Source organism: Paracoccus yibinensis, from assembly GCF_030846195.1.
GTDB classification, from domain to species: Bacteria; Pseudomonadota; Alphaproteobacteria; order Rhodobacterales; family Rhodobacteraceae; genus Paracoccus; species Paracoccus yibinensis.
On sequence record NZ_JAVCWH010000001.1, the window covers coordinates 233,210 to 253,849 of the forward strand.

The 20,640-nt window shown below is 64.1% G+C and carries 17 protein-coding genes and 1 tRNA gene; 5 read left to right on the forward strand and 13 right to left on the reverse strand.

Annotated features, from left to right (window positions below; translation table 11 throughout):
* The first annotated feature begins 80 nt into the window (after nucleotides 1–80).
* From RAH32_RS01195 to RAH32_RS01205, 3 genes are all read left to right on the forward strand, one after another.
* Nucleotides 81–1,811 (forward strand): sigma-54-dependent Fis family transcriptional regulator, encoded by a 1,731-nt coding sequence (locus RAH32_RS01195; RefSeq protein ID WP_306604393.1) that lies wholly within the window; start codon nucleotides 81–83, stop codon nucleotides 1,809–1,811.
* A 133-nt stretch (nucleotides 1,812–1,944) separates the two neighbouring features.
* Nucleotides 1,945–3,744, forward strand: coding sequence for an NAD(P)/FAD-dependent oxidoreductase (locus RAH32_RS01200; protein WP_306604394.1), 1,800 nt, complete (start codon nucleotides 1,945–1,947; stop codon nucleotides 3,742–3,744).
* Nucleotides 3,745–3,803: 59 nt separating this feature from the next.
* Nucleotides 3,804–4,853 (forward strand): 2,3-butanediol dehydrogenase, encoded by a 1,050-nt coding sequence (locus RAH32_RS01205; RefSeq protein ID WP_306604395.1) that lies wholly within the window; start codon nucleotides 3,804–3,806, stop codon nucleotides 4,851–4,853.
* Nucleotides 4,854–4,998: 145 nt separating this feature from the next.
* Here the strand turns inward: RAH32_RS01205 and RAH32_RS01210 are convergent, their stop codons facing one another.
* From RAH32_RS01210 to glpD, 7 genes are read right to left on the reverse strand one after another with little or no spacing between them, the layout of a single operon-like run.
* Complete coding sequence (locus RAH32_RS01210) at nucleotides 4,999–6,714, reverse strand: ABC transporter substrate-binding protein (protein ID WP_306604396.1); 1,716 nt, start codon at nucleotides 6,712–6,714, stop codon at nucleotides 4,999–5,001.
* A gap of 38 nt (nucleotides 6,715–6,752) precedes the next feature.
* Nucleotides 6,753–7,154 carry a DUF2160 domain-containing protein gene (locus RAH32_RS01215; protein WP_306604398.1) on the reverse strand — a complete coding sequence of 134 codons (402 nt, stop codon included), beginning with the start codon at nucleotides 7,152–7,154 and terminating at the stop codon, nucleotides 6,753–6,755.
* Nucleotides 7,154–7,969, reverse strand: coding sequence for a carbohydrate ABC transporter permease (locus RAH32_RS01220; RefSeq protein ID WP_306604399.1), 816 nt, complete (start codon nucleotides 7,967–7,969; stop codon nucleotides 7,154–7,156). The genes RAH32_RS01215 and RAH32_RS01220 overlap by 1 nt, the downstream gene beginning before the upstream one ends.
* On the reverse strand, nucleotides 7,966–8,832 hold the full coding sequence (locus RAH32_RS01225; protein WP_306604401.1) for a carbohydrate ABC transporter permease: 867 nt from the start codon (nucleotides 8,830–8,832) through the stop codon (nucleotides 7,966–7,968). Before RAH32_RS01225 ends, RAH32_RS01220 begins: the two co-directional genes overlap by 4 nt.
* The gene (locus RAH32_RS01230) at nucleotides 8,832–9,911 is read right to left on the reverse strand and encodes an ABC transporter ATP-binding protein (protein ID WP_306604403.1); all 1,080 of its coding nucleotides are present in this window, start codon (nucleotides 9,909–9,911) and stop codon (nucleotides 8,832–8,834) included. The genes RAH32_RS01225 and RAH32_RS01230 overlap by 1 nt, the downstream gene beginning before the upstream one ends.
* Nucleotides 9,911–10,978 (reverse strand): ABC transporter ATP-binding protein, encoded by a 1,068-nt coding sequence (locus RAH32_RS01235; RefSeq protein ID WP_306604405.1) that lies wholly within the window; start codon nucleotides 10,976–10,978, stop codon nucleotides 9,911–9,913. Before RAH32_RS01235 ends, RAH32_RS01230 begins: the two co-directional genes overlap by 1 nt.
* Complete coding sequence (gene glpD / locus RAH32_RS01240; RefSeq protein ID WP_306604407.1) at nucleotides 10,975–12,522, reverse strand: glycerol-3-phosphate dehydrogenase; 1,548 nt, start codon at nucleotides 12,520–12,522, stop codon at nucleotides 10,975–10,977. Before glpD ends, RAH32_RS01235 begins: the two co-directional genes overlap by 4 nt.
* A 160-nt stretch (nucleotides 12,523–12,682) precedes the next feature.
* Between glpD and RAH32_RS01245 the strand changes: the two genes are divergently transcribed.
* Nucleotides 12,683–13,447 (forward strand): DeoR/GlpR family DNA-binding transcription regulator, encoded by a 765-nt coding sequence (locus tag RAH32_RS01245; protein WP_306604409.1) that lies wholly within the window; start codon nucleotides 12,683–12,685, stop codon nucleotides 13,445–13,447.
* A 334-nt stretch (nucleotides 13,448–13,781) separates the two neighbouring features.
* On the opposite strand, the gene RAH32_RS01250 is transcribed toward RAH32_RS01245, so the two are convergent.
* The 4 genes from RAH32_RS01250 to phaC all read right to left on the reverse strand — a co-directional run bounded on the left by RAH32_RS01250 (nucleotide 13,782) and on the right by phaC (nucleotide 17,111).
* Nucleotides 13,782–13,871, reverse strand: a tRNA-Ser gene (locus tag RAH32_RS01250).
* Between the two features lie 38 nt (nucleotides 13,872–13,909).
* Nucleotides 13,910–14,521, reverse strand: coding sequence for a polyhydroxyalkanoate synthesis repressor PhaR (phaR, locus tag RAH32_RS01255; RefSeq protein ID WP_306604410.1), 612 nt, complete (start codon nucleotides 14,519–14,521; stop codon nucleotides 13,910–13,912).
* Nucleotides 14,522–14,668: 147 nt separating this feature from the next.
* Nucleotides 14,669–15,133, reverse strand: coding sequence for a Phasin (locus RAH32_RS01260; RefSeq protein WP_306604412.1), 465 nt, complete (start codon nucleotides 15,131–15,133; stop codon nucleotides 14,669–14,671).
* 193 nt (nucleotides 15,134–15,326) lie between these two features.
* Nucleotides 15,327–17,111, reverse strand: a complete 1,785-nt coding sequence (phaC, locus tag RAH32_RS01265) for a class I poly(R)-hydroxyalkanoic acid synthase (protein ID WP_306605182.1) — start codon at nucleotides 17,109–17,111, stop codon at nucleotides 15,327–15,329.
* Between the two features lie 399 nt (nucleotides 17,112–17,510).
* Here phaC and phaZ point away from each other — a divergent pair, with 399 nt between their 5' ends.
* On the forward strand, nucleotides 17,511–18,845 hold the full coding sequence (phaZ, locus tag RAH32_RS01270) for a polyhydroxyalkanoate depolymerase (RefSeq protein WP_306605184.1): 1,335 nt from the start codon (nucleotides 17,511–17,513) through the stop codon (nucleotides 18,843–18,845).
* A gap of 33 nt (nucleotides 18,846–18,878) precedes the next feature.
* On the opposite strand, the gene RAH32_RS01275 is transcribed toward phaZ, so the two are convergent.
* Nucleotides 18,879–19,832 carry an alpha/beta hydrolase gene (locus RAH32_RS01275; RefSeq protein ID WP_306604414.1) on the reverse strand — a complete coding sequence of 318 codons (954 nt, stop codon included), beginning with the start codon at nucleotides 19,830–19,832 and terminating at the stop codon, nucleotides 18,879–18,881.
* Nucleotides 19,819–20,559, reverse strand: a complete 741-nt coding sequence (locus RAH32_RS01280) for an alpha/beta hydrolase (RefSeq protein WP_306604416.1) — start codon at nucleotides 20,557–20,559, stop codon at nucleotides 19,819–19,821. The genes RAH32_RS01275 and RAH32_RS01280 overlap by 14 nt, the downstream gene beginning before the upstream one ends.
* Nucleotides 20,560–20,640 lie beyond the last annotated feature (81 nt).

A 20,640-nucleotide genomic window follows, 5' to 3' on the forward strand; every position in this document is an offset into this window, starting at 1 on the left:
GGCACGAAAGTCTGGTCTTCGGAACGCCCGGACCGTGCTAAGCTAGGATGCCGATACAGGCTTGACCGAGGGGGGGCGGAGTGGCCGATCGTCATCACGTCAGGGAAATCGAGCAGGTTCTTGACGGAACGCAGACCGGCCGCGACGGTTTCGTGGCGGCGTCCTGGCGGCGTTGCGTCGAACTTTACGGTATGGACCCGTCGCGCAACGATCCGGCCCATATCGTCACCGAGGCCGAACTGCGCGATCATCGCAAGCAGGCGGAATGGATGATCGGGGCCGCGCGTTCCAGCCTGCAAAGCCTGTTCCGCCAAGTGGCAGGGCAGAACTATGTCCTGCTTCTGACAGACGCAAAGGGGATCTGCGTCGATTTCTTCGGGGACGACCTTTTCGTCAACGAACTGCGCGGCGCCGGGCTTTACCTCGGCTCTAACTGGTCCGAGGATCTGGCGGGCACCTGCGGCGTCGGGGCCTGCATCGTCACGCAGGAACCCGTGACCGTTCATCAGGACGATCACTTCGGCAATGCCCATGTTTCGCTCAGCTGCACCGCAGCGCCGATCTTTGACAGCCTGGGTGGACTGGCCGCCGTGCTGGACATCTCGTTGCTGCGGTCGCCGACGCCGAAGCGCAGCCAGAACCTTGCGATGAGCCTTGTCACCAATGCCGCCCGGCGGGTCGAGATGGCGAACCTGATGGCAGAGGGTCGCCGCGACTGGATATTGCGGCTGTCCGACAGCCCCGAATTCCTGGACGTGGACCCCGAGGCAGCCGTTCGCCTGGACGGGTCGGGACGCGTTCTCGGCTATACGCGGGCCGCGCGGCGTCTGTTTTCCGATGGCGGTCCCATCCTCGGGCGCCGCATCGACGAGGTTCTGGGAGTCACGGTCGATGACCTGCCGGACCTGATGCGCGACCGCCCGACCGAAGATCGCATCATCGAATTGCAGGGCGGCGGCGCCCTGTTCGGCCATGCCATCGCGCCGCAGGCGCCGCGCACCGCGTTGCGCAGCAGCCGCCGCGACGGGCCTCTGGCGGGGCTGGCGGGCGACGATCCGGTGATGGAACAGCTTCTTGCGCGTGCGGCAAAGCTTGCACGGACCAGCGTGCCGCTGTTGATCACCGGCGAGACGGGGACCGGCAAGACGAAGCTTGCGCGCGCGATCCACATGGCCGGAACGGCAAGCGGGTTCCTGGGCCTCGACTGCGCAGCACTGTCCGCAGAGGCATTGCGCCAAGCCTGCGCCGATGTCAGCGGCCCCACCACGCTGCTGCTTCGCCGGATCGAAGACCTGGGTGCCGACACGGCTGCCGCGCTGGCTGCAATCCTGGACAGCCGCAATTTCCTGAGGCCGCTTTCGACCACATGCGCCCCGCCCTCGGACCTGAACCTGCCGCGGCCCCTGTTCCATCGTCTTGCGGGTGCCACGCTTTCCTTGCCGCCGCTGCGCCAAAGGCAGGATCTGGGAACAGTGCTGGACCGGCTTCTCCGGCGACGCGCACCCGACGACATGCGGCTGTCGCCATCGGCCCGCGCCGCCCTGCTGGGCCGCCACTGGCCCGGCAACCTGCGCGAGCTTGAACAGGTTCTCGATGTGGCGATCGCCCTTTGCGAGGGGCGCGTGATCGACCAGACCGATCTGCCCGAACCCGTCGATGCCACGCGCCGGGACAGCGAAGCGGACGAGCCGCTGGAGCAGGTCATGGAGGCCTGCGGGTGGAACATGTCCTGTGCCGCGCGCCGCCTGGGGGTCAACCGCTCGACCGTCCTGCGCCGTCTGCGCCGTGCCGGGTTGCAACCGCCGGGCTAGGCTGTTGCGCGGCGTTGCGCCTGCAACATGCCGCATTGCAGCGTTCGATTTTTCGCCCCTGCCGCCTTCATTTCCGTGGATCGGGCGGCGAACCGATGCCGATACTCCTCCTCACATAAAGGGAGGAGAGGCAATGCTTGATTCAACCGCAACATCCCGCACGCAGGTGGTGCTGGATACACTGAACACCGCGCTTGCTGCGGGCGATGTGGATGGCGTCAAGGCGCTGTTCGCCACCGACAGCTATTGGCGCGATCTGGTTTCCATCACCTGGAACCTGAAGACGGTCGAGGGACCGGAAGGCGTGGCCGACATGCTGTCCCGGCAGTTGGAACACACGAAACCCGGCAATTTCCAGATCCAGGACGGAGAGGTCCCTGCCGAGGAGGGCGGCGTGATCACCACCTGGATCACCTTCGAGACCAAGGCCGGGCGCGGCTGGGGCCTGATGAGGCTGAAGGACGACCGCATCTGGACCCTGCTGACAGCCCTGCAGGAGCTGAAGGGTTTCGAGGAAAACCGGGGCAAGCGCCGTCCGATGGGTGCCGAACACGGGGCGCAGAAGAACCGCCAGTCCTGGAAGGAACGCCGAGAGGCCGAGGAAGCCCGGCTGGGCTATGAGGTCCAGCCCTATACTGTCATCGTGGGCGGCGGCCAGGGGGGCATCGCGCTTGGCGCAAGGCTGCGGCAACTGGGCGTGCCGGCCATCGTCCTGGACAAGCACGACCGGCCCGGCGACCAGTGGCGCAGCCGCTACAAATCGCTGTGTCTTCACGATCCGATCTGGTACGACCACCTGCCCTATATCAAGTTTCCCGACAACTGGCCCGTCTTCACGCCCAAGGACAAGATCGGCGACTGGCTGGAAATGTATACCAAGGTCATGGAGATCAACTACTGGACCCGATCCGAGGTGCAGTCGGCCAGCTATGACGAGGTTTCCGGCACCTGGACAGTAAAGGTCAACCGCGACGGCGAACAGGTGACGCTGAAGCCCACGCAGTTGGTGCTGGCCACCGGCATGTCGGGCAAGCCGAACATGCCGAAATTTCCTGGCATGGACAGCTTCAAGGGCGAAATCCAGCATTCGTCGCAGCACGAGGGGCCGGATGCCTGGACCGGCAAGAAGGTCGTCGTGGTCGGCTCCAACAACTCGGCCCACGACATCTGCGCCGCGCTGTGGGAAGCGGATGCCGACGTCACGATGGTGCAACGCTCATCCACCCATATCGTCCGGTCCGACACCCTGATGGAGATCGGGCTTGGCGGTCTTTATTCCGAAGATGCGGTGGCAAACGGCGTGACGACCGAAAAGGCCGACATGATCTTCGCCTCGCTGCCCTATCGGATCATGCACGAATTCCAGATCCCGCTTTACGACCAGATGCGCGAACGGGACGCGGAATTCTATGCCGGGCTTGAGAAGGCGGGGTTCCAGCTTGACTGGGGCGACGACGGATCGGGCCTGTTCATGAAATACCTGCGGCGCGGCTCGGGCTATTACATCGACGTGGGGGCCAGCCAGCTGATCATCGACGGCGAGGTGAAGCTGGTCCAAGGCCAGGTCGATCATTTCGAGGAAGATGCCGTCGTGCTGACGGACGGGACCCGGCTGCCAGCCGATCTTGTCGTCATGGCGACGGGATATGGCAGCATGAACGGCTGGGCCGCAGACCTGATCAGCCCCGAGGTCGCGGACAAGGTCGGCAAGGTCTGGGGCCTGGGGTCGGACACCACCAAGGATCCCGGCCCGTGGGAGGGCGAGCAGCGCAACATGTGGAAGCCCACGCAGCAGGAAAACCTGTGGTTCCACGGCGGCAACCTGCATCAGTCGCGCCACTACTCGCTTTACTTGGCCCTTCAGCTCAAGGCCCGGATGGAGGGGTTGGAGACCCCCGTCTATGGCCTACAACAGGTCCATCACCTGTCGTGAAGCCTTTTTAGCCCGGCTGTATCGGCCGGGCGTGCCATATCCAAGCGTTGGAGAAGAAGATGAAAGCAGCACGTTGGCACGGCGTGAAGGACATCCGCGTCGAAGAGGTGCCGGAGCCGAACCCAGGTCCGGGCGAAGTCAAGGTCAAGGTCGCCTGGACCGGCATCTGTGGCAGCGACCTGCATGAATATCTGGCAGGCCCGATCTTCGTGCCGGTGGAAAAGGATCACCCGCTCAGCCATGACAAGGCACCGATCACCATGGGCCACGAATACTGCGGCACCGTGACCGGGTTGGGCGAGGGCGTCACCAACGTCGCGGTCGGCGACCGCGTGGCGATCGAGCCGATCTTTGCCTGCGGCACCTGTGCCGCCTGCCTCGAAGGCAAGTACAACCTGTGCGACTCGCTGGGTTTTGTCGGCCTGTCGGGCGGACACGGGGGCTTTGCCGCCTATTCCGTGGTGCCCGCGCGCATGGTCCACAAGATGCCGGAAGGGCTGTCGATGGAACAGGGCGCGCTTGTGGAACCGGCTGCCGTGGCGCTGCACGCCGTCCGGCTGTCGAAGATCAAGGCCGGTGACACGGCGGCGGTCTTTGGTGCCGGTCCGATCGGGCTGCTGGTGCTCGAGGCATTGCGGGTTGCCGGGGCGGCGCAGATCCATGTGGTGGAGCCGTCCGAGGTGCGACGGCGGAAAGCACTGGAACTTGGCGCCACCACGGCCACGGATCCGACGGCGGCGGATGCCGTGGACCTGATCCGAAAGGCAACGGGCGGTGTGCATGTGGCCTTCGAGGTGACAGGTGTGCCGCAGGTTCTTGCGCAATGCATCAACGCCACCCGGCACGAGGGCCAGACCCTGATCGTGTCAATCTGGGAAACCGACGCCGGCTTCCAGCCCAATACGGTCGTGCTGAAGGAACGTCAGCTTCAGGGCACCATCGCCTATCGCAACGTCTATCCCGCCGTCATGGAGCTGATGACCCAGGGCTATTTCAGCGCGGACAAGCTGGTGACGAGGCGCATCGCGATCAACGATATCGTGGATGAGGGATTCGAGGCCTTGGCGAGCCAGAAATCCCATGTGAAGATCCTGGTCGAGGCGCCCTGATGAAACGATGCAGGGCGCGGTCAGATCCCGCGCCCTGCTGGTCCTTGTCTGATCTTCCAGGTTCAACGATGGGCTGCGATCCTGCGTCCATCGCACTTTCGCATGACGGGAACCCGGCGGTGCGGGTTCCCAAGCGGAAGACCTGTCACTGCTGCCAGCTTTTCACCAACTCGTCATAGCTGATGGTTTCCGGCTGCGGATCCTCGTTTTCAAGCTTCAGTTGCGGTGCAAGGCTGCCATTTTCCTTGGCATAGTTGTTCCACCATTCAAGGTCATGCTCCTCGGCCATCTTCGGGCCGATGTCGCCCTGGACGCCTGCGCGCTCCAACCGCTCCATCACCTTTTCCTGCTCGGCACACAGGCTGTCCATCGCCTCTTGCGGGGTCTTGGCGCCCGAGGCCGCGTCCCCGATGGCCTGCCACCAAAGCTGCGCAAGCTTCGGATAATCCGGCACGTTGGTGCCCGTGGGCGACCACTGCAACCGTGCAGGGCTGCGATAGAACTCGATCAACCCGCCCAACTTGGGCGCGCGTTCGGTGAAGGATTCGTGGTCCAGCGTGGACTGGCGGATGAAGGTCAGGCCGACATGGCTTTTCTTCACGTCCACCGTTTTCGAGGTCACGAACTGCGCATAAAGCCAGGCGGCCTTGGCACGGTCGTCGGGCGTCGATTTCAGCAGCGTCCAAGACCCTGCGTCCTGATAGCCCAGCTTCATGCCGTCCTGCCAATAGGCGCCGTGGGGCGAGGGGGCAAAGCGCCATTTCGGCGTCCCGTCCTCGTTCACCACCGGCAGGCCTTCCTTGACGAAATCGGCGGTGAAGGCGGTATAGGTGAACATCTGCTGCGCAACTTCACCTTGGCTGGGAACCGGGCCGCTTTCGCTGAAGGTCATCCCCTGTGCGGCGGGGGGTGCATATTTCGTCATCCAGTCCAGGTACTTCTGGATGGCGTACACGGCAGCCGGGCCGTTGGTGTCGCCGCCGCGCGCCACGCAGCTGCCCACGGGGCGGCTGTTCTCATCGACGCGGATGCCCCATTCGTCCACCGGCAAGCCGTTCGGAATGCCCTTGTCGCCGTTCCCGGCCATCGACAGCCAGGCATCGGTGAAGCGCCAGCCAAGGCTGGGGTCCTTCTTGCCATAGTCCATGTGGCCATAGACCTGCTTGCCGTCGATCTCGCGGCCCGTGAAGAACTCGGCGATATCCTCATAGGCCGACCAGGTAACAGGCACGCCCAGGTCATAGCCGTATTTTTCCTTGAACTCGGCCTTGTTCGTCTCGTCGTCGAACCAGTCCTTGCGGAACCAGTAAAGGTTGGCGAACTGCTGGTCAGGCAGCTGGTAAAGGTTGCCGTCCGGCGCGGTGGTGAAGGACTTGCCGATAAAGTCGTCGATGTCGAGGTTGGGGTTCGTCACGTCCGCCCCGGCATTCGCCATCCAGTCGGTCAGGTTGCGGGCCTGCTGGTAACGCCAATGCGTGCCGATCAGGTCGCTGTCGTTGACATAGGCGTCATAGATGTTCTCGCCCGACTGCATCTGAGTCTGCAGCTTTTCCACCACGTCCCCTTCGCCGATCAGGTCATGGGTGACCTTGATGCCGGTGATGGCCGTGAAGGCGGGGGCAAGCGTCTTGGATTCGTATTCGTGCGTGGTGATGGTTTCGGACACCACCTTGATTTCCATCCCTGCGAAGGGCTGGGCAGCGTCGATGAACCACTGCATCTCGGCCTCTTGCGCGGCGCGGTCCAGGCTGGACAGCTCGCCGATCTCGGCGTCGAGGAAGGCCTTTGCCTCCTCCATGCCGGCCTGCGCGCCGGTGACCATCAGCGCAAGGCTCATGGCCGTCGTCAGGTAGAACTTCATGTCTTCTCCTCCCCAGGATGGGCCTTGGCGGCCCGTTTTCACACCCAGCGGAACACCGCCGCGGCGTAGATCAGTGACAGGATCAATCCTCCCCAGGCGGGCGTTCCGCCGAAACCCAGCCAGGCAAGGTTGATGAAGGCAGAGCCGAGCAGGCTGATGAACAGCCTGTCGCCCCGGGTCGTCCATATCCCCAGAAGCCCCTTGCGCGGCGTTTCCGGGGACCGGATGGCAAGCCAGGTGAAGGCCAGCAGCAGCGCCGCGATCACCCAGAAGAACAGCGCGGTCGGAAAGGTCCAGGCCATCCAGCCGCCGGGATTGAGGCTTTCGGTCCATTCCCGCACCCCGTCCTCGGACGGGACCAGCATGACAAGCCAGGCCAGCACGGCCAGCATCAGCAGGGCGGCGGCCAGGAAACCCGTTGTGAGGGAACGGCTGCGCATCACACCCTCCCCAGGGCGAAGCCCTTGGCGATGTAGTTGCGCACGAACCAGATCACCAAGGCACCGGGCAGGATCGTCAGCACCCCCGCCGCCGCCAGCACGCCCCAGTCGAGGCCCGATGCGCTGACCGTGCGGGTCATGGTCGCAGCAATGGGCTTGGCGTTCACGGATGTCAGCGTGCGCGACAGCAGCAGTTCGACCCAGCTGAACATGAAGCAGAAGAAGGCGGCGACCCCGATGCCGCTGGCGATCAGCGGCATGAAGATGCGCGTGAAGAAGCGCGGGAAGCTGTAGCCGTCGATATAGGCGGTCTCGTCGATCTCTCGCGGGACGCCGGACATGAAGCCCTCCAGAATCCACACGGCCAGCGGCACGTTGAACAGGCAATGCGCAAGCGCCACGGCGATATGGGTGTCGAACAGGCCCACTGCTGAATAAAGCTGGAAGAAGGGCAGCGCGAAGACGGCGGGCGGCGCCATGCGGTTCGTCAGCAGCCAGAAGAACAGGTGCTTGTCCCCAAGGAAGCGATAGCGGCTGAAGGCATAGGCCGCGGGCAGCGCCACGGCCAGCGACAGCGCCGTGTTCATCACCACATAGATCAGGCTGTTGACATAGCCCATGTACCAGCTTGGGTCCGTCAGGATGATCCGATAGTTGTTCAGCGTCGGGTTCAGGGGATACAGGCTGAAGGTGCCGGTGATCTCGGCATTGGTCTTCAGGCTCATGTTGACCAGCCAGTAGATCGGCACCAGCAGGAACAGAAGATAAAGGGTCATGACGACAGCGGACCCTCGGGATGCTTGCGTTGTGGTCATGTCCTGTCCCTTTGCGCGGTCATGACGGTGTAGAAGACCCAGGAGATCAACAGGATCACCAGGAAATAGATCAGGCTGAAGGCCGCTGCCGGACCCAGGTCGAACTGGCCGATCGCCATCTTGACAAGGTCGATCGACAGGAAGGTGGTGGCGTTGCCGGGACCGCCGCCGGTGACGACGAAGGGCTCGGTATAGATCATGAAGCTGTCCATGAAGCGCAGCAGCACGGCGATCAGCAGCACCCCCTGCATCTTGGGCAGCTCGATATAGCGGAAGACGCCCCAGCGGCTGGCCTGGTCGATCCGCGCGGCCTGGTAATAGGCGTCCGGGATCGACTGCAGGCCCGCATAGCAGAGCAGCGCGACAAGGCTGGTCCAGTGCCAGACATCCATCACGATGATCGTGGCCCAGGCGTCCCAGGGATCGTTGACGTAGTTGTAGTCGATCCCCAGCATCGCCAGCGTATGGCCCAGAAGCCCGATGTCCACGCGCCCGAAGACCTGCCAGATGGTGCCCACCACGTTCCACGGGATCAGCAGCGGCAAGGCCATCAGCACCAAGACGAGGCTGGCCCAGAAGCCCCGCTTTGGCATGTTCAGCGCGATGAAGATGCCCAGCGGGATCTCGATGGCCAGGATGATGGCCGAGAACAGAAGCTGCCGGCCCAAGGCCGCACGGATGCGGTCGCTTTCCAGCACGTCCTGGAACCAGCCGAGGCCGTTCCAGAAGAACTGGTTGTTCCCGAAGGTGTCCTGGACCGAATAGTTCACCACCGTCATCAGCGGGATCACGGCGGAAAAGGCGACGATCACCAGCACCGGCAGGACCAGGAACCAGGCGCGGTTGTTGACGGGCTTGTCCATCACGCTGCCCTTTCCAGCGGATCAATGCGCCAGTCATCGACGAAGACGCCGATGCGGGCGGGGTCTAGAGCCACGCGGTCGAAGCTGGCCGGGATCGGCTCGTCCTCGGGGATAACAAGGTTGAAGGGCGCGCCCGCGACCTCGCCGCGCAGGATGCGGTGATGGCCCACGTCCTCGGCCCGGATCAGGCGGAAGGGCAGGCCCTCGGTCGCGGGACGCACGGCGTCGGGGCGGATGCCGATCTGCACACGACCATGCCGCGCGGCATAGGGGGCGCCCAACGGGATCGCTGTTCCTGCGACAAGGGCGGTCGCGCCTTGGACCTGCGCATCCAGCAGGTTCATGCCGGGTGAGCCGATGAAATAACCGACGAAGGTATGCGCGGGCGCGTCGAACAGCGACTGCGGGGTGCCCGCCTGAACGACGCGGCCCTCGGACATCACGACCACCTCGTCCGCGAATGTCAGCGCCTCGGTCTGGTCGTGGGTAACATAGATCATCGTGTGCCCGAACTCGCGGTGCAGCGCCTTCAGTTGCGTGCGCAATTCCCACTTCATCTGCGGGTCGATCACCGTCAGGGGTTCGTCGAACAGGATCGCGTTCACGTCCTGGCGGACCATGCCGCGGCCAAGGCTGATCTTCTGCTTGGCATCCGCCGTCAGCCCGCGCGCGCGGCGGTCCAGCGTGTCGGTCATGCCGATCATCCGCGCCACCGCATCGACACGCGCTGCGATCTGGTCGGAGGGAAGGCCCCGGTTCTTCAGCGGGAAGGCCAGGTTTTCCCGCACGCTCATGGTGTCATAGACGACCGGGAACTGAAACACCTGGGCGATGTTGCGCTCCGCCGTGGGCAGGTCCGTCACGTCCCGATCACCGAACAGCACCCGCCCCTGGCTGGGATGCAGCAGTCCCGAGATGATGTTGAGAAGCGTCGTCTTTCCACAGCCCGACGATCCCAGCAGCGCATAGGCCCCGCCGTCCCGCCAGGTCAGCGACATCGGTTTCAGCGCCCAGTCGGTATCGGCCTTCGGGGCCGGAAGATAGCTGTGGGCAAGGTTGTCGAAGGTGATCTGTGCCATCACGCCGCCTGTGCATAGGGGGCGGCGCGGGCAAGCCTGCCGCCTTCGTCGAACAGATAGACATGCGCCGGATCCAGCCAAACCGTCAGCGCCGCGCCGGCGGGAAGGTCCCGCACCCCCGGAACCAGCCCGACCCAGCGGTCCTCGCCGTGCCGAAGATGCAGGTAGGTTTCTGCCCCGGTGATCTCGGTCGCATCAAGCCGGGCCGACAGTCCGACGGTGCCCGCGCCAGGATCCAGCGTCAGGTGAGGCGCGCGGAAACCCGCGACATAGCGCCCGTCCGGGACATCGACCAGCCATCGGGTGCCGTCCAGGACCGCCTCGCCGCCGGAAACCTGCACCGGCTTGAAGTTCATCGGCGGATCGCTGAAGACGCGCGCGGTCACCGCATCCTGCGGGCGGCGATAAACCTGCGGCGTGGGTCCGAACTGCGTCACGCGGCCTTGCCACAGCGTCGCGGTATTGCCGCCCAGCAGCAGCGCCTCCTCCGGCTCGGTCGTGGCATAGACGAAGATCGCGCCCGACGCCTCGAAGATGCGCGGGATTTCGGCCCGCAATTCCTCGCGCAGCTTGTAGTCGAGGTTTGCCAGCGGCTCGTCCAGCAGCACCAGCCCCGCGCCCTTGACCAAGGCACGCGCCAGGGCCGTGCGCTGCTGCTGGCCGCCCGACAGTTCCAGCGGGCGGCGGTCCAGCATCGGGGTCAGGCGCATCATCGCGGCCGTCTCGCGCACGCGGCGGTCGATCTCGGCCCGCGCGACACGCTGCAGGCGCAGGGGCGAGGCGATGTTGTCATAGACCGTCATCGAGGGATAGTTGATGAACTGCTGGTAAACCATCGCCACGCCGCGATCCTGTACGCGCCGGCCCGTGACGTCCTGGCCCTGCCAGTGGATGTGCCCGGTCGTCGGCTGGTCCAGCCCCGCCATCAGCCGCATCAGCGTGGTCTTGCCCGACAGCGTGGGTCCCAGCAGGACGTTCATGCTGCCGGGGGCCAGCACCAGATCGGTCGCGTGGATCCAGTGCTGGCCCGCGACCTGCTTGGTGACGCCCCGAAGTTCCAGCGTCATGCCGCGGCCCTTTCCCTTGCCATATAGTCCTCGACGGCTGCGACCTGTTCGGGCGTCAGGCGCAGGCCCAGCTTGGATCGCCGCCACAAGGCCCCTTGCGCATCGCGCGCCCATTCGCGTTCGATCATCCAGCGAAGTTCGGATTCCGTCAATGTCGCGCCGAAGTCGCGTCCCAGGTCGGCAGCCGTCCGGGCGCCGTCCAGAACAAGGGCGGCCTCGGTGCCATAGGCGCGCACCAGCCGGTTGGCCCAGCCTGCGGTCAGGAAGGGATGGTCGCGCCGCAGCGCCTCGGCCAGGGCACCCGCGCCGTCCACGGGGAAGTCCCCACCCGGCAGGGTTGCGCCAGCGGTCCAGGCCGCGCCCGCCCCCGGCAGATGCGGCGCCAGCTTCGCCAATGCAGCCTCTGCCAGGCGGCGGTAAGTGGTAATCTTGCCGCCGAAGACATGCAGGCAAGGCGCCCCCTTGTCATCCAGCGACAGCACATAGTCGCGCGTCGCCGCCGTGGCCGTGGACGCCCCGTCGTCGTGAAGCGGCCGGACCCCGGAATAGGTCCAGACTACGTCCCCGGCCGTCACGGGCTTCTTGAAATAGCCCGAGACGAAGCGGCAAAGGTAATCCACCTCCTCGGGCGTGCAGACGGCGCGATCGGGGGGGCCGTCATGGTCCACATCGGTCGTGCCGATCAATGTAAAATCGCCCTCATAGGGAATCGCGAAGACGATCCGGCCGTCCTGGCCTTGAAGGAAATAGGACTTCGGATGATCGAACAGCCGCCGCGTGACGATGTGGCTGCCGCGCACAAGGCGCACCCCTTCGGTGCTGGGCAGATGCGCCACGTCGCGGATCACCTTGCCCACCCAGGGACCGGCCGCGTTGACCAGCACCTTGGCGCGAAACTCTCGCCCGTCGGACAGGCGAACCAGCCAGCCCTCGCCCTCGCGCCGGGCATCGGTCACCTTCGATCCGACGATGATGTCGGCGCCGCGTGCGGCGGCGTCGCGGGCGTTCAGGACGACCAGCCGGGCATCGTCCACCCAGGCGTCCGAATATTCATAAGCGCGGGTCAGGCGGTCCTGAAGGGGCGCACCTTCGGGTGCGTTGCGCAGATCCAGCGTCGAGGTGCCGGGCAGGATTTCCCGTGCGCCCAGGTTGTCATACAGAAACAGCCCCGCCCGAATGACAAGGTCGGGACGATGCCCACGCCCCCATGGCATCAGAACCGACAGGATGCGCGACACCGGAGTCCCTTTGGCAAAGCGCATCTGCGGATCCAGCGGCAGGACGAAGCGCATCGGCCAGGCGATATGAGGCATTGCACGCAACAGGACCTCGCGCTCGCGCAGCGACTCCCGCACCAGGCGCAGTTCCAGAAACTCCAGATAGCGCAGCCCGCCGTGGAACAGCTTGGTCGAGGCGCTGCTGGTCGCCCCCGCAAGGTCGCCCTGTTCCGCAAGCCGGACGGACAGGCCCCGGCCGGCGGCATCCCGGGCGATCCCCGTACCGTTTATTCCGCCACCGATGACGAACAGATCCGTCGCCGACATAGCCGTCCCTTTTCTCCCCTTGAGCAATTCGAACATCTACGCAAGCAATCTGTCAACACGAATGTTCGTTTTCGCGCATTTTCTTTCGCTTGACACATGGCCGACAAGGGTTCTTCTGGTTCTGAAGACGTGAACCCATGCGGACGGGGCAAGGAAGCGGATGAACATCAGGCAGATGCAGATCCTTGAACTCGTGCGCGCTTCGGGCCGCGCCAGTGTCGAGGAACTCTCCGCGCGGCTGGAGGTGACCCCCCAGACGATCCGCCGCGATCTGGCGGAACTGGCCGACCAGGGCGTGCTGGACCGCGTCCACGGCGGCGCCATCCTGCGCAGCGGTGCCAGCAACATCGCCTATGAGGAACGCCGGCGGATGAACGAGGACGCCAAGGCCGCCATCGGGCGCGCCTGCGCCGCGCAGATTCCCGACAACAGTTCGGTCATCCTCAACATCGGCACCACGACCGAGGCGGTAGCGCGCGCCCTGCTGCGTCACCGGAACCTGACGGTGGTCACCAACAACATGAACGTGGCGAACATCCTGGCCGCCAACGAAAGCTGCGAGGTGCTGGTCGCGGGCGGGTTGCTGCGGCGGTCGGACGGTGGCCTCGTCGGCGACCTGACGAGCGAGTTCATGGCAAACTTCAAGACGGATTATGCCATCATCGGCTGCTCGGCCCTGGACGAGGACGGCGACCTCCTTGATTTCGACCTGGCCGAGGTCCGCGTCAGCCGCGCCATCCTGCGCCAGGCGCGCGAACGCTGGCTGGTCACGGATTCGGCCAAGCTGGCGCAAAAGGCCCCGATTCGGGTCGTTTCCCTGGGCGAACTCGACGCGCTGTTCATCGACCAACCCGTGCCAGAAACCCTGGCCAAGGTGTGCGAGAACGCTGGAACGCGCGTCATTGTCGCGACCCCTGACCCTTGATGCCCGCCGTCCTGGGGATCCGCCGATGTCGATCCCGGACGGAGCGTCACCTTCCACCAGCACGCCCGCCTCGAGGATAGCGGTCGCATGAACGAGGCGGGCACCGGGGCACCAGACATGCAAGGCGCCATCGATATAGTCGGAGGTGAGCAGAGCAAGGATTCGGGAAAGCCAGCGCATCACTGCACCGCCCAGATGATCTGGCAGACAACCAGGGTTGCCGCGAGGATGTCAGGGGCATGATCCCGGCGCTTTACAGCTTCACAATGCGGTTCACGTTCCGTGACACGAAGAAACGATTTCGCCCAGCATTTCCACGATTCCGATTTGATGCTGGCGGACAGTGAGGGATTCGAACCCTCGAGACGGTTCCCCGCCTACACACTTTCCAGGCGTGCGCCTTCGACCACTCGGCCAACTGTCCGTGGGGGCGGTCTAACGGGTGTCCGCGACAGGCGCAAGTCAGAGCTTCGAAATACGCTGCTGAAGTTCCGCGAGCTGGCGCCGAATTTCCGCCATGTCTGTGGATCCTTCGACTTCGGGGGACGGATTTCGCCTCGCAGGCTTGCGGACCGAGGGAGTGTCGGACACTGACGCATCCTCACTCTCGTCTGGTTCAGGGCCGGATGCTCCGGTCCAGCCGCCCATCATCGCCTTGAGGAAAGCCTGCTGCTGACGATGAAGGGCATCAAAGCCCGGAACGCGGGCCATAGGGTGGGGCATGACGGCCATGTTCTCCATCAGCTTCGACTGGCTTTCGCGCAGCATCTCGAAACTGGCGGCCAGGAACTGCGGCACAACCGAATGCGCACTGGTGGCATAGCTGCGGACCAGGTCGGTCAGCACGTCGATGGGCAGGACATTCTCGCCCCTGCCCTCGTGTTCGGCGATGATCTGCAGCAGGTATTGCCGCGTCAGGTCGTCCCCGGACTTGAGGTCCACGATCTTCACTTCCCGGCCTTCACGGATGAAGGTCGCGATATCCTCAAGCGTCACATAGTCGCTGGTTTCCGTGTTATAGAGCCGCCGGCTGGCATAGCGTTTGATGAGAAGCGGTGCGGACGGTGCGGCCATGACGGACCTCGGGCAAGCGATTTACGCCATGATGGGTGCTGCATCCGCAAAAGGCAAAGCAAATTTCTGCACATGCCAAAGACCTGGCCGGGGCGCATGAAAAAAGGGGCGGTGACGCCCCTTTCTTCCGATCACTGTCGAATGCACTTACTTCGCGGCGACGGTCGAAGCAGCGGCTGCGGCTTTCTTCACGGCCACCTGGTTGTCGCGCACCACGGTTTCCGCCACGTTGCGGGCGTCGGCGGCGACGTCCTTGCCGGCGGTCAGCATCAGATCGACGGTGTCCATCTGGACCTTTTTCGCCACTTCCGCGAAGGCCGCCATGTGCTCGGCCGCGACTTCGGCCGAAGCCGAGGCGAAATCGGTCAGCGACTTGGCATAGTCCGAGGGTTCTTTCTTGACGACAGCCAGTTCACCCACACGGGCGATGGTGTCCTTGGCCCACTGGGCCGAGATTTCGGTCGAACGCTCGGCGGCGGTCAGCGCGACACGCGCCAGCTTCTCGCCCAGGACGCCCTGCGATTTGAACGCTTCCTGGAACGACGAGGTGTCGATCGGGAAATTCGCCATCATGTCCTGGAAGTTCTTTGCAAAATCGGGGGTCTTCGCCATGTCATTCACTCCTGTCAACGCCGCGGAAGGACGTATTCGATGAGAGAGGTTTCCGCAGCCAAAGCCATTCTCGTGACGAGAATATGAATGCTGCGGCGCGGCATTTCAAGTATTTTATGCTGCGTCGCAGAAAAATTCTGGCGCCTTATTCCGCAAATACGAATATCACGACAAGCCACTGTTCCCCTGTGACTTATGCTGCCCTTTCGTGGACGTAATCTCCTGGTGCAGGCCCGAGGCCGGTTCCTGGATCGCGCGCCGGGATCATTCGCCCTGCCCTTTCCGCCAGCCAATCGCCCCAGCGCGACCACCAGGTTCCGGGCGCGAAACTGGCCGATTCCTTCCAGGATTCGTGCCCTGCGCTGAAATCGCTGCTTCCCATGTAATGTCCGTATTTCTTCTTGGTCGGCGGATTGACGATCCCGGCAATATGCCCCGATTCAGAAAGAATGAACGTCTTGTCGTCCGAACCCATTCCGGCGATTCCCCGCCAGCAATCCTTCCAGGGCGCGATATGGTCGGTCTCGCAGGCAATGGCGCAAAGGGGAACCTTGACGTCGGACAGATGCAGCTTGTGGCCCATCAGGTCGAAGCCGTCCCCAGCGAAGGCGTTCTGCTGACACAGGCCGCGAAGATACTGCATGGCCATCTTGCCGGGCAGGTTGGTGCTGTCGCCGTTCCAGAACAGCAGGTCGAAAGCCGGTGGCGTCTCGCCCATCATGTAGCTGCGGATGGCTGGACCCCAGACCAGATCGTTGGGACGCAGGAAGCTCATGGTGCGCGACATCAGCCTGGCGCGCAACAGGCCATGGCGGCTGACTTCCTCGGCTATACCATTGACGAAGTCGTCCTGCAGGAAGCTGACGAATTCCCCCTGATCCGAAAAGTCGGTCAGGGTGGTGAAGAAGGTCGCCGAATTGACCCGGTCGTCGCCCCGCTGCTTCAACAGCGCCAGCGTCAGGGCAAGTGTCGTACCCGCGATGCAATAACCGACAACATTCAGGCGGGGCTGCTTGGTCAGGTCACGTACCTTGTCCATCGCCTCCAGATAGGCGGCGACATAATCCTCCATCCCGGTATTGGCGTAACTGGCATCGGGGTTTTTCCAGCTGACGACGAACAGCGTATGGCCCTGTTCGACCAGCCATTTGATCAGGCTGTTCTGCGGCTTGAGATCAAGGATATAGAACTTGTTGATCCAGGGCGGAAAGATCAGCAGCGGTGTTTCAAAGACCTTGTCAGTGGCGGGCTTGTACTGGATCAGCTCGAAAAGCGGTGTCCGGTGAACCACTACGCCTTCCGACGTGCCGATATTCTCGCCCACCGAGAAGGCCTCGCGGTCGGCCAGCGACACGACGATATCTCCGCCATGGTGTTCGATGTCCCGCACCAGGTTCTCCAGCCCTCGAACCAGGCTTTCGCCCTCGGTTTCGACGGCGCGTTCCAGGGCGTCGGGATTGGTCGCCAGGAAATTGGTGGGGGCCATCATGTCCACGATCTGATCGGTCAGCCAGGCGATCCGGCGCCGGGCAGTATCGTCAGGCATTTGCAGGTTCTGCGCCGCGTCCTTCAACGCCTTGGCATTGATCAGATACTGGCGTTTGACAAAATTGAAGTAAGGATGGCTCTGCCACAGCGGGTTCGAGAAACGCTTGTCCTGCGTCGTCTCGTCATCCCCGGCCGGGGCCTGCCCGCGCGCCAGGGCCATGTGGGCATCGGCATAGTTCTTCAGCGTCTCTCCCCAATAATTCACCTGGGTTTCCAGAACGCGGCCAGGCTGTTCGGACATCGTCTTGACCCAGGCATTCGCCGCCGTGAGGAACAGTTCGGGCCCGGGCGCCTCGATGCCGGGGTTGGGAAGGGACCGCGCCGACAGTGCCGTCCGCAGCCGCTGGCCCAAGGCCTCGATCCGTTCGATGTTTTCCGCCAGCTTCCTTGCTGTCGCCTTGGATGATCCCCGTGCCAAGGCCTCTGCCATGGCCTGCGGGGCACGGCCCGACTCGGGCACCGGATCAGGCGGGACCGAGACCGGCTGGTCCAGACGCACCTGCGGCGCTGAGACCTTGGGTTCGGCAGGAGCGGTCGCCGATTCCGTCTTTGCACGACGACGGCGCGGGGCAGTTGCCTTATCATTGCCCGGCTTTTTGGCGTCGGTCGAGGCAGCCTGTTTCATTATGTCCGCTTCGCCACGCTTCCCGGCAACTTTGTTGCCGCCAGATCCTGTGCTTCTTGCCATGATGCCGGTTCCCCCCTATTACCCGAACAATGATATGCGCGGGGCCGACATTGCGCAAATACGGGTTTGGACCCATTTGCCCAATGATGCGTTTCTTCCTGACGCAGCAATGAAAGGCTGGCCCCGGTGGCAATCAAAGGTATCAAGGGCATCGTATCCTATGATGCGATGGAAACCATTCGGAACACCAACGAATGGATGGGCGCCTCGGCGCGGGCCATCGCATCTTATCCGATCTTCGCACTGACCCCGCATCCCCTCTTTAAACTCATGAGCGCGTGGGGACGCGTCACCGAGCGCAGCTTCGCCCGGATGGTCATCAAGCCCGATTGGGAAATTCCCCCGATCGCGGGCGAACAGGGCCAGGACCACATCGTCTATGTGGAGCCGGTGATGAAGCGTCCGTTCGGCGACCTGATCCATTTCCGCGTCGCGCGCCGCGAGACCCAGCCCCGCAAGGTGCTGCTGATCGCGCCGATGTCGGGTCACTACGCCACGCTGATGCGGTCCACCGTCACCTCGCTTCTGCCCGACTGCGAGGTTTGCGTGACCGACTGGCACAATGCCCGCGACATCCCGGTCAGCGAAGGCAAGTTCGACATCGAGGATTATACCCAGTATCTAGTCGATTTCATTCGCCACCTAGGCCCCGACACCAACGTGATCGCCGTCTGCCAGCCCGCGCCTCTGGCCCTGGCCGCGACCGCCATCCTGGCCGAGGATGATCCCGCCTCGCAGCCGCGCAGCCTGATCCTGATCGGCGGTCCGGTCGATCCCGACGCCGCCGCGACCGAGGTGACGGATTTCGGCAACCGGATGACCATGGGCGAACTGGAGCATCTGGTGATCCAGTCCGTCGGCTTCAAATATCGCGGCGCAGGCCGGATGGTCTATCCGGGGCTGGCGCAGCTGGCGTCCTTCATCGCCATGAATGCCGAAACCCATGCGCGCGCGTTCATGGACAAGATCTGGGGCGAAGCGCGCGGCACCGCGTCCGAAGGCGACAAGCATTACAAGTTCTATGATGAATATCTTGCCGTCATGGACATGACGGCGGAATTTTATCTTTCGACGGTCGAGCGGATCTTCAAGAATCTGGAGATCGCCCGGAACGAGTTCGTCGTGAACGGCCGCCGCGTCGACATCGGCAAGATCAGCGATGTCGCCATCATGACGGTCGAGGGGGCGAACGACGACATCTCGGCCCCGGGGCAATGCGTGGCGGCGCTGGATCTTTGCACGGGCGTGCCTGCGGACAAGAAGAAGCAGCACCTGGAACCCGGCGCGGGCCATTACGGCATCTTCGCGGGCAAATCCTGGCGGCTGAACATCCGTCCGCTGGTGCTGGACTTCATCGACGACAACATGTCCGTGCCCGATTCGATCAAGCCAAAGAAGCGCCGGACACCCGGCGGCGTGGCGGCCGATTGCGGTGTCACCGATCCCTTTACCGACAGCAGCAAGATCGCCGTCTGATCCCGCTGCACGGGGACGGGGCCTTGCCCGTGGTCAGGGCAGGGCCTCGACCCAGTCGGAAATCCTGGGCAGAAGATCGCGAGTCAGGTCGGGCGACAAAGCCTCGCCCGCGATCACATGCGCATCGGGGTCGTCGTTCGGTCCCGGTTCGACCTTGATCACGGTGGCCCCGCCGCCCCATTCGGCCGCCACCCGTTCGCTGGCCCGGTGGTCGATGATCCGGTCCCCTTCGGCCCAGACGAACAGCGCCCTGGGCCGCGCCGTTCGGTAATCGCCCTGCCGCCCCTGTCGTATCACCGCGCCAAGCGCCAGCGTGGCCGAAACCGGATAACAGCTTGTCCATCGCGCGCGGTGCATGTCGTTGCGCGTCGCGAAGCACCGCTGGGGGTCGCCCAGCAGCCGCAGGACCGGCCGCATGAAAGGCAGATCCAGCATCCAGGCATTGCGGGCCTTCAGCGCGAAGTTAGGCGAGATCAGGACAACCCCGTCCATCATCCGCCCAAGCCGCGGGTCGCGCGCCGCCTGAGCCGCAAGCGTGGCGCCCGTGGACATGCCCAGCACGACTACCCGGCGTCCCATCCCCCGCGCCATGGCCAGACCCTCGGTCAGATCACGCCACCAGTCCTCGGCACGAGCCGCAGCCAGTTCCGCACCGCCCTGCCCATGGCCTGTCAGGCGGATCGCCAGCAGGTTCGCGTCCAGCCGCCGGGCCAGATCCTCGGGCAAGGGGCGCAGTTCGGCCGGACTGGCTGAAAAGCCGTGGACATAGAGGATTGCCAAGGCGGCGGGCTGACCGGGCTGTTCCGCCCATTGCAGATAGGATGCGACCTCGGGACGGATGCCGGCCTCTCGCTCTGCCAGCCAGGTTCGAGCATCAGGTGGCGGATCGGACGGCAGCGAATCCATGCGCAGCCGGTCACGTGGTCCCAGGGTCCACATCAGGCTGAACACTGCAGCCAGGCCGAGCGCAAGCCTAGGCCAGAACATCGCCAATCGACTGTCCGATCATCGCCAGACATTCGGGGGACGAGAAACGGTGATCGGCACCCTTGACCAGCGTCAGCCGAATATCGTCCCCCGCAGCGTGATCAAGCAGGCGAACGGCCCATTCAGCCGGCACATCCGCATCCGCCGTCCCTTGCAGCATCCGCACCGGGAAAGGCAGTTGCAGGGGCTGGGTCATGACCAGGTGACGGCGCCCGTCCTCGATCAGATGGCGGGTGATGACATAGGGTTTGTCGCTGTATTCGCTGGGCAGTTCGATCCGCCCTGCCCTGTTCAGGGTCTGCCTTTGCGCATCGTTGAACCCGGCCCAGAACCCCTGTTCGGTGAAATCCGGCGCCGCCGCGATCGTGACAATGCCCGCCACGCGCTGCGGCAAGGCGCGCGCGACCAGCAGGGCGATCCAGCCCCCCATCGACGATCCGACCAGAACCTGCGGCCCGTCTGTCAGCGCCTCGATCACATGGCGCGCATCCTCGAACCAGTCACTGACGCAGCCTTCCTCGAAACTGCCGCTGCTGTCGCCATGGCCGGAATAATCGAACCGCAGGAAGGCGCGGTTCTGCCCGCGCGCCCAGTCGTGCAGCCAGGCGGCCTTGGTCCCGGTCATGTCCGACCTGAACCCGCCCAGGAAGACCACCCCCGGCCCCGCCCCGTTGCTGCGCTGAAAGGCGATCCGCCGCCTGGTGGGGGTTTCCAGATACTCGCTCATCTCGGGCCTTTCGTTGTGGTCGGGCTTATCTTGACAGTTTTCCCGCGCCGGTCCAATGGGGGCGCATATAACCCGCAGCCG

What these genes read in the sequence shown, in the direction of transcription:
- RAH32_RS01235 (WP_306604405.1), bottom strand. Translation starts at nt 10,978, where the DNA reads ATGACGCTGGAACTTCGGGGCGTCACCAAGCAGGTCGCGGGCCAGCAC.
- RAH32_RS01225 (WP_306604401.1), bottom strand. Translation starts at nt 8,832, where the DNA reads ATGGACAAGCCCGTCAACAACCGCGCCTGGTTCCTGGTCCTGCCGGTG.
- RAH32_RS01220 (WP_306604399.1), bottom strand. Translation starts at nt 7,969, where the DNA reads ATGACCACAACGCAAGCATCCCGAGGGTCCGCTGTCGTCATGACCCTT.
- glpD (WP_306604407.1), bottom strand. Translation starts at nt 12,522, where the DNA reads ATGTCGGCGACGGATCTGTTCGTCATCGGTGGCGGAATAAACGGTACG.
- RAH32_RS01230 (WP_306604403.1), bottom strand. Translation starts at nt 9,911, where the DNA reads ATGGCACAGATCACCTTCGACAACCTTGCCCACAGCTATCTTCCGGCC.
- RAH32_RS01210 (WP_306604396.1), bottom strand. Translation starts at nt 6,714, where the DNA reads ATGAAGTTCTACCTGACGACGGCCATGAGCCTTGCGCTGATGGTCACC.
- RAH32_RS01280 (WP_306604416.1), bottom strand. Translation starts at nt 20,559, where the DNA reads ATGAGCGAGTATCTGGAAACCCCCACCAGGCGGCGGATCGCCTTTCAG.
- RAH32_RS01200 (WP_306604394.1), top strand. Translation starts at nt 1,945, where the DNA reads ATGCTTGATTCAACCGCAACATCCCGCACGCAGGTGGTGCTGGATACA.
- RAH32_RS01275 (WP_306604414.1), bottom strand. Translation starts at nt 19,832, where the DNA reads ATGTTCTGGCCTAGGCTTGCGCTCGGCCTGGCTGCAGTGTTCAGCCTG.
- RAH32_RS01215 (WP_306604398.1), bottom strand. Translation starts at nt 7,154, where the DNA reads ATGCGCAGCCGTTCCCTCACAACGGGTTTCCTGGCCGCCGCCCTGCTG.
- RAH32_RS01205 (WP_306604395.1), top strand. Translation starts at nt 3,804, where the DNA reads ATGAAAGCAGCACGTTGGCACGGCGTGAAGGACATCCGCGTCGAAGAG.
- phaC (WP_306605182.1), bottom strand. Translation starts at nt 17,111, where the DNA reads ATGGCAGAGGCCTTGGCACGGGGATCATCCAAGGCGACAGCAAGGAAG.
- RAH32_RS01260 (WP_306604412.1), bottom strand. Translation starts at nt 15,133, where the DNA reads ATGGCGAAGACCCCCGATTTTGCAAAGAACTTCCAGGACATGATGGCG.
- phaR (WP_306604410.1), bottom strand. Translation starts at nt 14,521, where the DNA reads ATGGCCGCACCGTCCGCACCGCTTCTCATCAAACGCTATGCCAGCCGG.
- RAH32_RS01245 (WP_306604409.1), top strand. Translation starts at nt 12,683, where the DNA reads ATGAACATCAGGCAGATGCAGATCCTTGAACTCGTGCGCGCTTCGGGC.